The organism is Falsiroseomonas oleicola (genome assembly GCF_019029495.1).
Taxonomy (GTDB): domain Bacteria; phylum Pseudomonadota; class Alphaproteobacteria; order Acetobacterales; family Acetobacteraceae; genus Falsiroseomonas; species Falsiroseomonas oleicola.
Genome location: NZ_JAERQM010000002.1, coordinates 319,200 through 332,603, shown reverse-complemented (window position 1 = coordinate 332,603; position 13,404 = coordinate 319,200). Strand labels below are relative to the sequence as shown.

Genomic DNA, 13,404 nt, shown 5'->3' with positions numbered 1-13,404 from the left:
CCATGGATCAGCGGGTCTCGCCCACAAGCTGCGCGAAGCGGGTGAAGGTCATGTTGCCCGGCACGGCGCGGCTGCCGAAGACGAAGGTGGGGGTGGAGGAGACGTTGTGTTCCTGCTGCCCGGCGACGCGGGCGGCCAGGATGGCGCGGGCCAGCGCCTGGTCGGCGAGCACCTCGTCGTACTTGGCGCGCGGCATGCCAGCCAAGGCGGCGACCTTGAACAGCTCCTCCCGCGGGTCGCCGCCGCGCGCGAAGGCCCAGCGGTCCTGGCTGGACAGCAGGGTGGAGATGAAGGGCTCGTAGCGTTCCGCCGGCAGGCTGCGGGCGACGGCGGCGGCGGCCAGGGCCAGGCCATCCAGCGGGAAGTCGCGGAACACCATGCGCATGCGGCCGGCCTGCACCAGGTCCGACTTCACCTTGGGCCAGGTCTCCCGGTGGAAGGCCGCGCAATGGCCGCAGGTGAGCGAGAAATACTCGATCACGGTCACCGGCGCGTCGGCGCGGCCCAGGCTGCGCTCCGTCATGCGCGGGTCATCGGCGGCGAGCGCCGGCGGGGGCGGCGTGGCCGGGGCGGCGCCCTGCGCCAGCACCGCGCCGGGGGCGAAGGCCAGGGCACCGGCGGCGAGCGTCAGCAGTGAACGGCGGTCGGGCATGGAAGGCAGCCTCCGAAAAGGGTCGGTCAGCGCTTTCGATAGACGCCGAGGGCCAGCTTTGCCAGAGCATCGCGCAATTCGCCCGGCGGCATCTCCGCCAGCCGCGCCTCCACCCCCTCCGGCAGCGTCACCGGCTTCGGCCGCGGCCGGGGGGGTGGGGCGCCGGCCGGGGCCTGCTGCACGAAGCGCAGCCGCTCCACCGTGGTGCGACCGAGATGGGCGTTGATCCGGCCGATCAGCTCCGGCGCCAGATGCTGCAATTCCATCGCCACCGGCCCGGCGCAGGCCAGGGTCAGGGTGCCGGAGGTCAGGCGCAGCGGCTGGGTCGAGGCCGCCAAAGCGGGGCCGACCACATCCGGCCAATCGGCCATCAACTGCGCCCCGGCCGGGCTGCGCTTGCGGAAGGCCGGGCGGGTCAGCCGCGGAATCAGGGAGGACAGCGGCAGGGGGGCTGTCGGGAATCGCCGCCGGTCGCCATCTTCCGCCATGCGTGACCCCTTCCCTCCCCGATCCCGCCCTGCTGCTGGCCTGGTATGACCGTCATCGCCGGGTGCTGCCCTGGCGCGGCGACGATGCCAGCCGGCCCGACCCCTACCGGGTCTGGCTGTCGGAGGTGATGCTGCAGCAGACCACCGTGGCCGCCGTCGGCCCGCGTTATACACGATTCCTCGCCCGCTTCCCCGATGTCCAGGCGCTGGCCGCTGCGGGGTGGGAGGAGGTGGCGGAGGAATGGGCCGGCCTCGGCTACTACGCCCGCGCCCGCAACCTGCATGCCGGGGCCAAGGCCCTGGCGGCGCAGGGTTTTCCCCGCACGGTGGAGGGGCTGCGGGCGATTCCGGGCATCGGCCCCTATACCGCCTCCGCCGTCGCCGCCATTGCCTTCGGCCAGCCGGTGGTGCCGGCGGATGGCAATGTGGAGCGGGTGGTGGCGCGGCTGATGCGGGAGGAAACGCCCCTGCCCGCCGCCAAGCCGCGCCTGACGGCGCTGGCCCAGGGCTTCATGGCGCATGCGGCGGCGCGCGCCCGGCCGAGTGACTTCGCCCAGGCCCTGTTCGACCTGGGCGCCACCATCTGCACCCCGCGCAACCCCGCCTGCGCGCTGTGCCCCTTCCGCGACGGCTGCTCCGCCCGGGCGGCCGGGGTGCAGGCGGAGCTGCCGCGCAAGACGCCGAAGCGGGCACGGCCAACCCGGCATGGCGTGCACTTTCTGCTGTTCGACGATGCCGGCGCCATCCTGGTGCGCCGCCGGCCGCCGAAGGGGCTGCTGGGCGGCATGCTCGAAATCCCCGGCACGCCCTGGCGCGCCACGGCCTGGGCGGCGGCGGAGGCGCTGGACCACGCCCCGCTGCCCGGGCTCGCCTGGCTGCCTTCGCCCGGGGAAGCCCGGCATGGCTTCACCCATTTCGAGCTGCGCATGACGCTGCTCACCGCCCGCCTGCCCGGCCCGACCGAGGCGCCCGGCTTCGCCTGGATGGACCCCCAGGCCGCCCGCGCCGCCATGCCGAGCGCCATGCACCGGCTGCTGGCGCTGGAAGCGATCGGATAGTCGGGCGGATAGTCGGGACGATTCAAGTCCTCTCAATACTCCGTGTGGTAAATCCAGCTTGACAGTCAGGCCGGAGCCGCAATGCGAATCAAGACCCTCTTCACCCTCGCCATGCTGGGAATCGCCTCGGTCGGCGCAGCGGTCGGCGGCTTCATGGCCCATGACCAGTGGCAGCGCAGCCGCGGCGCGGCGCAGGCCAGCGGGCTGACGGAGGCCGCCGCCGGCCTGCTGCGCCTGACCGAGAAGCTGGTCATCGAGCGTGGCAACTGGGTGATCCGCATGCACTCCGCCGCCCCGGCCGATGCCGCCCTGCTGACACGGCTGAGCGCCATCGAGGCCAGCACCGATGAGGCGCTGGCCGCCGCCCTGACCGGCCTGCACCACGCCGGCGATGCCGCGCTGGAGGCGCATATGCGGCGCATCGAGGCGATGCCCGCCACCCTGACGACATTGCGCGCCGCCACCCGCAGCGCCGCCCTGCTGCCGATGGCCGAGCGCACGGCAGCGGCCCGCGCCCGGCCGCAGCAGGTCTATGACGGCCTGCTGACCGAGATCACCGCGGCGCTGGATGCCAGCCATCGCGGCATCGCCGGCCTCGGCGAGGGGCTGGAGACGCTGGTGCAGGCGGCGCGCATGGTGTGGGACCTGCGCGATGCCGGCAGCCGCCAGATCGTCGCCATCGCCACCGCCCGCGGCAATGCCCGCGCCCTGACGCCGGCCGAGCTGGAAACCATCGCCGGTGCCGGCCGGGTGCTGGAGACCGGCTGGCGCCAGGTTCGGCAATTGGCCGGGCTGGTCGGCAACCCGCCTGGCCTCGCCAGCGCGATCGAGTCGGTCGAGCGACGCTTCTTCGGAGAGGCGGCCGGCAAGGTCCGCGAACTGGTCGCGGCCGGCCGTGTGGGCGGCACCTATCCGATGGATGGCGACGCCTTCACCGCCTTCGCCACCCCCTCCCTCCAGATCCTGCTGGAAGTGCGTGACGCGGCGCTGGCGGAAGCGGCCGGCCTGGCCGCGGCGAAGCAGCAGGCCGCGAATGCGACGCTGGCCCTGGAACTGGTCGTGATCGGGCTGGTCGGCCTGCTGCTCGCGGGGCTCAGCCTGCTGCTGGTGCGCCGTGTGGTGGTGCCGATGGTGCAGCTGACCAGCACGGTGCAGGCCCTGGCACAGGGCGACAATGCCGTGACCGTGCCCTGCCGGGGCCGCGCCGATGAGGTGGGCCATATGGCGGAGGCGGTGGAAGTGCTGCGCCAGAACGCCGAGGCGGCCCGCCAGGCCGCCGCCGCGGCCGTGGCGGAGCAGGAGTCCAAGATGCGCCGCGCCGAGGCCACCCAGGCCCTGGTGGAACGCTTCGAGACCGAGGTGACCACCGTGCTGGAAGCCGTGGCCGGTGCTGCCGCACCGCTGGACGCGACGGCAGACCGGCTGGGCCGCGCCGCCGGCGAGGCGCGGGAACAGGCCGAGGGCATGGCCATGGCCGCCGGCGCGGCGTCCGAGAATGTGCAGACCGTCGCGGCCTCGGCCGAGGAGCTGGCCAGCAGCATCGCCGAGGTGGCGCGCCAGATCGCCGACAGCGCCCGCATCGCCCAGCGCGCCGCCGTCGATGCCCGCACCACCGATGCCGCCATGGGCGGGCTGGCGGAGGTGGCATCGCGGATCGGCGATGTGGTGGGGCTGATCCAGTCGATCGCCGGCCAGACCAACCTCCTGGCCCTGAACGCCACCATCGAGGCGGCGCGGGCCGGCGATGCCGGCAAGGGCTTCGCCGTGGTGGCCGGGGAGGTGAAGGCCCTGGCGGCGCAGACCGCCAAGGCCACCGAGCAGATCGGCGCCCAGATCAGCGCCATGCAGGCGGAGACGGGCCGCGCGGTGGAGGCGATTCGCGGCATCGGCCGCACCATCGAGGATCTGGCGCAGATCGCAACCCAGGTGGCGGCGGCGGCCGAGGAACAGTCCTCCGCCACGCAGGAAATCGGCCGTGCCGTGGCCCAGGCCGCGACCGGCACCGATCAGGTGACGCGCCGGACGGCCGAGGTCATGCAGGGCGCGGAGGCCACCGCCGCCGCGACCGGCGGGCTGCGCGACGCCTCCGCCGGGCTGTCGCGCCAGGCGGATGCGCTGCGCGGCCAGGTGACGGGCTTCCTGACGGCGATCCGGGCGGCCTGACCACAGGGCGTTACAGCAACGTCTTGAATCAACCAGCGCGCGCATGCCAGCCTGCCGATACGGAAAGGCAATGGGTGCGCGATGGCAGGACGCCGCGTCTTCTGTATGGGCCTCGGCGCCATGCTCTGCGGTTGCGGCGGCGCGGTGCGGCCGCCGCCGCTGCCGCCCACGGAGTCCGTGCGCCTCGCCGCGGCGGAGGCGGCGCAGGACCGGGTGACGCCGCGCCGCATGCTGGCCAGTGGCGAGGCCAGCGCCACCGTCCGGCGCATCGCCGGCCGGCTGAATCCGCCGGCGCTGGAGATCTGCCGGGAGATCGGGCTGAACCGCTGCGACTGGTTCTTCCGTACCTCCCGCAGCACCACGCTGAACGCCGCCGCGGGCAGCGATGGCCGGGTCGAGATCAATCGCGGCGTGCTGGAATATGCTCGCAACGACGACGAGGTGGCGCTGGTGATGGCGCATGAACTGGCGCACCACGCCGCCGACCATGTGCGCCAGGGCCGCGCCAACCAGCAGGTCGGCGCGGCGATCGGTGGCACGCTGATGGGCGCGCTGGTCATCGCCGGGGCGCTGGCGGGCGGGCGCAACTCCGCCGCCAGCAACCGCCGCGATATCGAGGGGGCGGGACGCCTCGGCGGACGTCTCGGCCGGCTGAGCTTCAGCCGGGATCAGGAGCGGGAGGCCGACCACCTGGGCGCCCTGATCCTGTTCCGCGCCGGCTACGACCTGGATAAGGCGCGCAGCTTCCTGCTGACCATGGCGCGGCTGTCGGACCGGCAGGAGAGCGGAATGTTCGATAGCCACCCCGCCGGGCCGGAGCGGATCGCGGCCTTCGACCAGACCGTGGCCCAGCTGCGCGCGACGCAGGGGCGCATCCCGGTGCGGCCGGGCTGACTGGACAGCCGGCGCGGCCAGCGTCACACCGGGGCGGAAACGCTTTGGAGACCCTGCCCATGGCCATCGCCCTGACATCCACCCGCCCGGCGCTGCGCTTCGCCGGTATTGCCCTGCTCGGCTCCTGGCTGCTGGCGGCCTCCGCCCAGATCAGCCTGCCGATGTGGCCGGTGCCCGCCACCCTGCAGACGCTGGCCGTGCTGCTGCTGGGCGCGCTGGGCGGGCCGGCGGCGGGTCTTGCCGCCGTCATGGCCTATCTGGCGCAGGGCGCGATGGGGCTGCCGGTCTTCGCCCATGGCACCGGCGGGCTCGCGGTGATGATGGGGCCGACGGCGGGCTATCTGCTGGGCTTCCTGCTCGCCGGCTGGCTGGCCGGCTTCGCCCGCGGGCTGGACATGTGGCGCCAGGGCGCGGTGCTGCTGGCCGCGCATCTGCTGATCTTCGTGCCGGGCGTGGCCTGGCTGGCCGGCTTCACCGGCTGGGCAAGGGCCTTCGAGGTCGGCTTCCTGCTGTTCGTGCCCGGCACGGCGGTGAAGACCGCTCTGGCCTGGGCGCTGCTGCGGGCGCTGAGCCGGCGCTAAATCAAGGCCTCGCGCAACGAAGCCGGAAGTCCCGCGAGCAGGAACGGGTCGGCGATCGCGGTCGGCGGGCCGGCGGCAACCAGCCGGGGTTCCGCCTGCTGCGTGTCGAGGATACGCCACAGGTCGCAGGCGCCAGCATAGGCCGCGAAATTGGCGCAAGCGCGGGGGAACCGGCGCCGCGCATCGGCCTCGGGCACCGAATGCCCGCCGGCAGTGACACGGGCGGCGATACGGGCCAGCGCCATCTCCACATCCGGCAGGATGCAGAAGACGAGGTTGGCCGCGAAGCCGGCGGCCTTGGCGGCGGCGATGGTGCGCAGATGGGTGCGGCCGGCGAGGGTTGTTTCCAGCGCGAAGCTGCGTCGCTGGGCGATATGGTCTGCAATGTGCAGAAGCACCGTTCGCGCGGCCTTCGTCGCCGTCTCGGCATCCGGTGTCGGCGTCAGCGGCGAGAAGCCGCGCGCTATCTCATCCAGATTGACGAAACGCTCGGTGCCGGCCGCGGCCCGTAGGTAGCGTCGGGCATAACTGGTCTTGCCGACACCATTCGGGCCGGCGATCAGCCATAGGACCGGCCGGTCAGCCGCCATCCCGCGCAATCTCCTGCCGCAGCTCGTCGATCAGCCGCAGCCGGCCGTCGCGGGTCTCGACATGCCAGAAGGTCCAGCCGTTGCAGGAGGGTGCCGCCTGCAAGGCCGCGCCGACCTTGTGGATGGAGCCCACCGCCTCGCCACAGCGCAGCGTCGCATCGGCGCCGACCACGGCGCGCCAGCGGCGGTTGCGGTCCACCAGCGTGCTGCCGGCGGGCACCAGCCCGCGTTCCACCAGCACGCCGAAGGCGATGCGCGGCTGCTCGCGCTTGTTCGGCAAAGCCAGCGCCGCGCTTTCATCCATCGGCACGATGCCGCGCAGCCTTTCCTCCGAGGCGGCGGCATAGACCGGGTCCTGCTCGATCCCGATATAGCGCCGGCCGAGCCGCTTGGCGGCAGCGGCGGTGGTGCCGGTGCCGGAGAAGGGGTCCAGCACCACCTCCCCCGGTGACGTGCAGGACAGCAGCACGCGGTGCAGCAGCGCTTCCGGCTTCTGGGTCGGGTGCAGCTTGGCGCCATCCGGGCCGCGCAGGCGCTCCCCCCCGGTGCAGAGCGGAAAATACCAGTCGCTGCGCATCTGGATGTCGTCGTTCAGCGACTTCATGGCGGCGTAGTTGAAGCGGTAGCGGGATTCCGGCCCGCGCGCCGCCCAGATCATCGTCTCATGCGCATTGGTGAAGCGCCGGCCGCGGAAATTCGGCATCGGGTTGGCCTTGCGCCAGACCACGTCGTTCAGGATCCAGAAGCCCAGGTCCTGAAGCGACGTGCCGAGCCGGAACACGTTGTGGTAGCTGCCGATCACCCAGATCGTGCCATCCTTGCGCAGCACCCGGCGGCATTCGCTCAGCCATTCGCGGGTGAAGGAATCATAGGCGCCGAAGCTGGCGAACTGGTCCCAGGCATCGTCCACCGCATCGACCAGGCTGTCATCCGGCCGGCGCAGCTCCCCCTTCAGTTGAAGGTTGTAGGGTGGATCGGCGAAGATCATGTGCACCGAGGCCGGCGGCAGGCGCTTCAGCACCGAGATGCAGTCGCCGCGCAGCACCTCGTCCAGCGGCAGGTCGAGCCCCATCCCCATCGTAACGCCACGCACCCCCTCGATTCGCGAGTCGCAACATGCGCGGCGCCGAGTCGCGCCGTCAACTCAGATACTTGGCGCGGTGAGTTGCAGGAAGAACTGATCGACCGGGGCGAAGCCTCGGCGGTGATGCGGCGTGGGGCCGAGGCGAGCCAGGCAGGCGCGGTGCTCGGCGGTGGGATAGCCCATGTGGCGGCCGAAACCCCAGCCGGGAAAGCGCGGATCGAGCCGCGCCATGGCCCGGTCGCGGGTGACCTTGGCGAGGATGGAGGCGGCGGCGATCGACAGGCTGATCGAATCCCCGCCCACCAGGCAGCGCACGGCCCAAGGCACGGGCGGCGCGCGATTGCCATCGACCAGCACCAGGTCGCAGGGCGCGCGCAGCCGGCGCAGGGCGCGGGCCATGGCGAGGTGGCTGGCATGCAGGATGTTCAGCCGGGCGATCTCCGCCACGCTGGCGGCGGCGATGCCGTATTCCAGCTCGCCGCGCCGCGCGGCTTCCAGCAACGCGACATAGGCGGCATCCCGCCGGGCCGCGTTCAGCTTCTTGCTGTCATCCAGCAGCGCGGCCAGGGCGGCGGCGGGCGGCGCGGTGAAGACCACGGCGGCGGCCAGCACCGGCCCGGCCAGCGGCCCGCGCCCCACCTCATCCACCCCGGCGACCCGCCCGCCGGCCTGCGATTCGTGGCTGTAATCCGGCATGCGCCGGGCATAGGGCATTTTGCCAACCGGCGAAATCATGGCGACGGCCGCCTGCGGCGACTCGTCGGCATGTTTGCCATTGCCTCAAGCGCCGGCACCCCCTCCGGGGGCTTGGCTGCGCGCCACTTGGCGCGGCGGCCGTTCGGCCGCTCGGCCCGCCATGCGGACCGCTGGTCCTTCAATCCGGCCGTTGGTTGCCATCAGCCGGTGCGCCGTTCCACCAGCCGCAGCGCGGCACAGAGCCGGGAAAAGGCATACCAGTACGGGCCATGCCCCACCGGCCCCTGCCCCAGCGCCGCATCCGGCCCCACCGGGGCGCCACGCCGCAGCAGGCCGAGGCGATTCTCGAAGCGGCCACGCATGTTTTCGAGAAAGGCGCCGCTCGCGGCCGTGTACTGCTCCAGCATCTCCGCCGCGATCTCGATCTCCGACTGCGCATGGCCCTCGATGGTCAGGCGCTTGAGCGCGCGGCTGTCGGCGGCCAGGGCGATGTGCAGGCGGTGGAGCTCCGCCAGGTGGCGGGCGATGGATTGCCGCATCTCCCGCGCCAGTTCGGTGCGGTTGGGATCGCTGTCGGGCATGGGCGCAGCCTCCGGCTTTTTCGGAAGGCTGCGCCGGCGGAGGTTGCGATTGGGTTAGCGTTTCCAGCCCCAGATCGCGAAAACGCGGTGCGGCACCGCCAGCGGGTCCTGCGGGAAGCGCGCATCGAGCATCGCCGACAGCTCCGCCTCGAAGCGCGCCACCGCCTCGCCCCCCAGGGCACCGCCCACGCCGGCGGAGGCGCGGATGCGGCCGATCCAGTCCGCGCGGCTGTAGAGCGCGGCGTGGTCGAAGCCGCCGAAGCCGATATCCTGGAAACCGGCCAGAGCGAGGTCCGTGGCCCAGGCCGGGTAGAAGCCGGTGCCGCGGCCCATGCGCCAATGCGGGTTATGCGCCTCGATCAGGAATTCCGTGGCATGGGCGACATTGCCGGGCAGCGGGATCCAGTCGAAGTGGCAGATCAGCAGTGCGCCGCCGGGCTTCAGCACCCGCATCGCCTCCGCCGCCGCCAGCCCCCGGTCGAACCAGTGCCAGGCCTGGCCGGCGGTGACCAGGTCGAAGGCGGCATTGGGCTGGTCGGTGCGCTCGGCGATGCCCTCATCGAAGCGGGCGCGGTCGGCCAGGCCCTCGGCCTCCGCCAGCCGGCGCGCGGCGGCGACCTGGCCGGCGGCGGGGTCGAGGCCCAGCGCGGTGGCGCCGCGCGCGGCAAGGCCCCGTGCCAGGGTGCCGGTGCCGGTGCCGAGGTCGAGCGCGGCGATGCCGGGGCGCAGCAAGGCCTCATGCGCCAGCATGTCATAGAGGCCGGGCGGAAAACCCTGGCGGTGGCGGGCGTAGTCGGCGCTGGTGGCGCTCCAGTTCGGGTTGCTCATGGGCGGGGGGGCTTCCGGCCGGGGCGCTGGGGGCGCTTCACGCGGCGCTTGGGGGTGGCGGTCAGGCGGGCCAGCGCGGCGGGCGGCGTCACCGCGCGGTCGCCGTCGAGCCAGGCGAGGTCCTCGGCCGTGTCCACATCGCGCAGGGTGCGCAGCAGGGCGACGGGGCGGCCGTGGCAATTGGCCAGGGTATCGGCCAGCGCCTGGTCGGAGGACCAGCGCACCGCCGCGAAGGGTTTTGGCGGGCGCCGCGGGCCGAAGCCGACCAGCCAGTAGCCGCCATCCTCCGCCGGGCCGAAGACCGCCTGGGCGCGGCCGAGCGCGGCGAAGGCGGCGGCGATGTCCGAGGCCGCGATGCCGGGGATGTCGCTGCCCACCAGCACCACGCGCCGATGCGGCGCCATGGCGCGCTGCATGCGCTGGCCGAGATCGCCCTTGGCCTGGGCGGAACGGGCCAGATGGGCCGGCCAGCGGGCGGCACCGCGGGCGGGGGTCACCACCAGCTCCGTCCGCCAGCGCCGGTCGCGCCCCACGGCGGCGAGCAGCGCGGCGAGCTGGCCGCGATAGAAGCGCAGCGCGGCCATGGCGCCGATGCCCTTCGCCAGGCGCCGCTTCACCGCGCCCAGCCTCGGCGCGCGTGCGAAGACCAGCAGCGTGTCACCCCTCATCGGCGCCCTCGGCCCGTATAGATCCGCGCGATCATGCCCGGGGGAAGGCCCGCGTAGAAGAGGGCGAGGCAGGTGAGGTTGCGCGCCGACCGCGCCCACCACCCATCGCGCCGCCAGCGCGCGGCGGAGGTGACGGCGGCGACGGGCAGCGCGGCCAGGCGCGCGCGGCCGAGGCGGCGGACGAGGTCCACATCCTCCATCAAGGGCAGCGGGCGCATCCCGCCCACCTGCGCCAGCAGGTCGCGATGGATCAGCAGGCCCTGGTCGCCATAGGGCAGGCCGAGGACGCGGCAGCGCCAGGCGACGGCGCGTTCCAGCCGGCGGGCCTGGGGCGCGGCATCGTCCAGGGCGAAGCGGAAATAGGCGGCGCGATCGGGGCTGGCCATGGCGACGCCGGCGGCCTCCGCCCAACCGGGCGCCAGGCGGGTATCGGCATGCAGCAGCAGCAGCCAGGGGCCGCGCGCGGCGGCGATGCCGGCTGCGATCTGCGTGCCACGGCCGCGCGGGGCGGTGATGAGGCGCGGGGCCGTGGTGCCATCCGTGCTGCCGCCATCCACCACCAGAACCTCCGCCGGCGCATCGCCCAGCGCCGCCAGCACCGCCGGCAGGGTGGCGGCGGCGTTCAGCGCGGGGATGACGACGGAAAGGCCCTCTATTCTCATTTTGTTCTTGACGCCCTGCGCGGGAATGTCTTCTGATGCCTGAGAACAAACCGCGAAACAAGAGGATCGGAGCCATGCCGGACGGAGGTGCCACCGCGATGCCCTCCCTGGCCCGCAAGGGTCGGGGTGCCGTCACCAATCCGGGCGTCCGCTACGAGTCGAGCCATTCCGAACTCTATGACGATGGCTGGGGCACGCTGGACACCGATTTCGCCGAATTGCCGCCGCTGGCGACGACGCTGACGCGCGACCATGCGCGCAGCGCGATGTCCTGGAACGACAGCCCGGATATCGGCTTCGACCGGTCGCTGAACCCCTATCGCGGCTGCGAGCATGGCTGCGTCTATTGCTACGCCCGGCCCAGCCACGCCTATATCGGCCTGTCCCCCGGCCTCGATTTCGAATCGAAGCTGATGTTCAAGCCGAACCTGCCCGAACTGCTGGAGAAGGAACTTTCCAAGCCGGGCTACAGGCCGAAGCCGGTGGCGCTGGGGGCGAATACCGATCCCTACCAGCCCGTGGAACGCACGCTGGGCATCACGCGGCGGGTGCTGGAGGTGCTGGAACGCTTCGGCCATCCGGTCACCATCGTCACCAAGGGCGCGCTGGTGCTGCGCGACCTCGACATCCTGCAACGCATGGCGGCGCGCAACCAGGTGCGGGTCTGCCTCTCCGTCACCACGCTCGACATGAAGCTGGCGCGGGTGATGGAACCGCGCGCGGCCCATCCGCTGAAGCGGCTGGCGGCGGTGACGGCGCTGACCAAGGCCGGCATCCCGACCGGCGTGCTGGCGGCGCCGATGATTCCCGGGCTGAACGACATGGAGATGGAGCGCATCCTGGAAGCCAGCGCCCATGCCGGCGCCACCCATGCCGGCTATGTGCTGCTGCGCCTGCCGCTGGAGATCAAGGGCATGTTCGAGGCCTGGCTTCAGGAACACCACCCGGACCGCGCCGCCCGCGTGCTGGCCCTGGTGCGGGAGACGCGCGGCGGCCGGCTGTATGACGCCCGCTTCGGCCAGCGCCAGACCGGCAGCGGCGCCTATGCCGAGCTGCTGTCCCAGCGCTTCCGCATCGCCCTGCGCCGCTATGGGCTGGAAGGGCGGCCGGGCCAGTTCGGCGCGCTGGATTGCAGCCAGTTCCAGGCGCCGCGCGCCGAGGCGCGGCAGATGGAGCTCTTGTAGGATCTACATCCGCCGGATCGGCACCCGGTCGGTCGTCGCCCAGTCCGGCCAGCCGATGAAGCGTTCCACCAGCACCAGCGCCGTGGCGACGATGAGCACCACGACGATGATCTGGACGGTGCGGCGGGATGGCGGATGGCGCAGCCACTGCGCCATCCGGATCAGCGCGCGTGTGAGGGGATCCACCTAGCCGTTGGTCGGCACGCCGAGGCGCCGGGCCACCTGCAGAATGCTCTCCCAGGTGTCCGGCTGCAGCGGCACGCCATGCGCCAGCCGATCGGCACGGGTCTGCGCTTCCTTGTCGCCGGGCGCCAGCACCGGGCTGGCGGGATCGGCCGGTGCCGTTTCCATCACCCAATCCACATAGGCGCGGCCCGTCGCCTCGAATTCCGACTGGGTCCCGAAATGCCTGGGCGAGACGTAGAAGCTCAGCATGCCATTGGCGATGCGCCCCCGCGCATCGACGGGGCCGGACGTGCCGCCGCCGGTCAGCGCGCCGGCCAGCATCTCGCACATGAAGGCGAGCCCACTGCCCTTGTGCTCGCCGAAGGCGCGGATCGCCCCCTTGCCGTTGGAGGGGTTGCGCGGGCCGATCTGGGGATAGTCGCCATAGAGCGTGTGCGGATCGGCGGAAAGCTGCCCGTCCGGCTCGATCAGCGCATCATGCGGCAGCGCCTTCCCGCCATTGGACGCCACCAGCACCTTGCCCTCCGCCACCAGCGAGGTCGCGAAGTCCAGGATCAGCGGCCGACCCGGCAGCGGCACGCCGACGCTGAAGGGCGCGGTCGAGAATCGCCGCTCCACCCCGCCGAAGGGCGCCACCAGCACGCTGCCCGCGACATTGACGAAATGCACGGAGATCAGCCCGGCCTCGATCGCCTTTTCGGAATACTCGCCGACCCGGCCGATATGCCCGGCATTGCGCAGCCCGACCACCGCGATGCCATGCTGCAAGGCGCGTGCGATGCCGAGTTCCACCGCCTGCGGGGCCACCGTCTGACCGAAGCCGAACTTGCCATCCAGCAGCGCGAAGCAGCCGCCATCGGTGACGATCTCCGCCTGCTGGCCCTTCAGCACATAGCCGGCCTCCAGCCATTCCACATAGCGCGGCACCCGCGCCACGCCATGGCTGTCATGCCCGGCCAGATTGGCGCCGAGCAGATGGGTGCTGATGCGATTGGCCTCTCCGCCATCGCAGCCCGCGGCCGCGAAGATCTTCTCGACGACCGCTTCCAGGGCAGGCGCGGGCACGGTGACATATTCGGCGGCCATGGC

General features: G+C 72.4%; 16 protein-coding genes. 5 read left to right on the top strand and 11 right to left on the bottom strand.

The annotated features are described in order from the left end of the window. Positions 1 to 7: 7 nt before the first annotated feature. Positions 8 to 652, bottom strand: coding sequence for a thioredoxin domain-containing protein (locus JJQ90_RS08415; protein WP_216874318.1), 645 nt, complete (start codon positions 650 to 652; stop codon positions 8 to 10). Between the two features lie 26 nt (positions 653 to 678). Further along, the gene (locus tag JJQ90_RS08410) at positions 679 to 1,140 is read right to left on the bottom strand and encodes a DUF721 domain-containing protein (protein WP_216874317.1); all 462 of its coding nucleotides are present in this window, start codon (positions 1,138 to 1,140) and stop codon (positions 679 to 681) included. A 2-nt stretch (positions 1,141 to 1,142) separates the two neighbouring features. Here JJQ90_RS08410 and JJQ90_RS08405 point away from each other — a divergent pair, with 2 nt between their 5' ends. From JJQ90_RS08405 to JJQ90_RS08390, 4 genes are all read left to right on the top strand, one after another. Continuing rightward, positions 1,143 to 2,198: an A/G-specific adenine glycosylase gene (locus JJQ90_RS08405; RefSeq protein ID WP_216874316.1), complete on the top strand. Its 1,056-nt coding sequence runs from the start codon at positions 1,143 to 1,145 to the stop codon at positions 2,196 to 2,198. Positions 2,199 to 2,279: 81 nt separating this feature from the next. After that, a complete protein-coding gene (locus tag JJQ90_RS08400) occupies positions 2,280 to 4,361 on the top strand; it encodes a methyl-accepting chemotaxis protein (protein WP_216874314.1) in 2,082 nt (693 codons plus the stop codon). An 81-nt stretch (positions 4,362 to 4,442) separates the two neighbouring features. Then, entirely contained in the window at positions 4,443 to 5,255 is an 813-nt protein-coding gene (locus JJQ90_RS08395) for a M48 family metallopeptidase (RefSeq protein ID WP_216874312.1), read from the top strand. A 59-nt stretch (positions 5,256 to 5,314) separates the two neighbouring features. Beyond that, on the top strand, positions 5,315 to 5,836 hold the full coding sequence (locus JJQ90_RS08390; protein WP_216874311.1) for a biotin transporter BioY: 522 nt from the start codon (positions 5,315 to 5,317) through the stop codon (positions 5,834 to 5,836). Here the strand turns inward: JJQ90_RS08390 and JJQ90_RS08385 are convergent. From JJQ90_RS08385 to JJQ90_RS08355, 7 genes are all read right to left on the bottom strand, one after another. Further along, positions 5,833 to 6,426, bottom strand: coding sequence for an AAA family ATPase (locus JJQ90_RS08385; protein WP_216874309.1), 594 nt, complete (start codon positions 6,424 to 6,426; stop codon positions 5,833 to 5,835). The two genes, JJQ90_RS08390 and JJQ90_RS08385, sit on opposite strands and share 4 nt — an antisense overlap. Continuing rightward, positions 6,416 to 7,504 (bottom strand): site-specific DNA-methyltransferase, encoded by a 1,089-nt coding sequence (locus tag JJQ90_RS08380; RefSeq protein ID WP_216875215.1) that lies wholly within the window; start codon positions 7,502 to 7,504, stop codon positions 6,416 to 6,418. The genes JJQ90_RS08385 and JJQ90_RS08380 overlap by 11 nt, the downstream gene beginning before the upstream one ends. Positions 7,505 to 7,570: 66 nt before the next feature. Then, a complete protein-coding gene (locus tag JJQ90_RS08375) occupies positions 7,571 to 8,206 on the bottom strand; it encodes a ribonuclease HII (RefSeq protein WP_216875214.1) in 636 nt (211 codons plus the stop codon). A gap of 200 nt (positions 8,207 to 8,406) precedes the next feature. Then, a complete protein-coding gene (locus tag JJQ90_RS08370) occupies positions 8,407 to 8,787 on the bottom strand; it encodes a hypothetical protein (protein WP_216874307.1) in 381 nt (126 codons plus the stop codon). 54 nt (positions 8,788 to 8,841) lie between these two features. Beyond that, a complete protein-coding gene (locus tag JJQ90_RS08365) occupies positions 8,842 to 9,615 on the bottom strand; it encodes a class I SAM-dependent methyltransferase (protein WP_216874305.1) in 774 nt (257 codons plus the stop codon). After that, a complete protein-coding gene (locus JJQ90_RS08360) occupies positions 9,612 to 10,283 on the bottom strand; it encodes a TIGR04282 family arsenosugar biosynthesis glycosyltransferase (RefSeq protein WP_216874303.1) in 672 nt (223 codons plus the stop codon). The genes JJQ90_RS08365 and JJQ90_RS08360 overlap by 4 nt, the downstream gene beginning before the upstream one ends. Continuing rightward, entirely contained in the window at positions 10,280 to 10,945 is a 666-nt protein-coding gene (locus JJQ90_RS08355; protein WP_216874301.1) for a TIGR04283 family arsenosugar biosynthesis glycosyltransferase, read from the bottom strand. Before JJQ90_RS08355 ends, JJQ90_RS08360 begins: the two co-directional genes overlap by 4 nt. A gap of 74 nt (positions 10,946 to 11,019) precedes the next feature. On the opposite strand from JJQ90_RS08355, the gene JJQ90_RS08350 reads away from it, so the two are divergent. Beyond that, on the top strand, positions 11,020 to 12,129 hold the full coding sequence (locus JJQ90_RS08350) for a PA0069 family radical SAM protein (RefSeq protein ID WP_216874300.1): 1,110 nt from the start codon (positions 11,020 to 11,022) through the stop codon (positions 12,127 to 12,129). A 3-nt stretch (positions 12,130 to 12,132) separates the two neighbouring features. On the opposite strand, the gene JJQ90_RS08345 is transcribed toward JJQ90_RS08350, so the two are convergent. Both JJQ90_RS08345 and JJQ90_RS08340 read right to left on the bottom strand, forming a co-directional pair. Further along, on the bottom strand, positions 12,133 to 12,315 hold the full coding sequence (locus JJQ90_RS08345) for a hypothetical protein (protein WP_216874299.1): 183 nt from the start codon (positions 12,313 to 12,315) through the stop codon (positions 12,133 to 12,135). Next, positions 12,316 to 13,401, bottom strand: a complete 1,086-nt coding sequence (locus JJQ90_RS08340; protein ID WP_216874298.1) for a malate/lactate/ureidoglycolate dehydrogenase — start codon at positions 13,399 to 13,401, stop codon at positions 12,316 to 12,318. Positions 13,402 to 13,404: the final 3 nt, after the last annotated feature.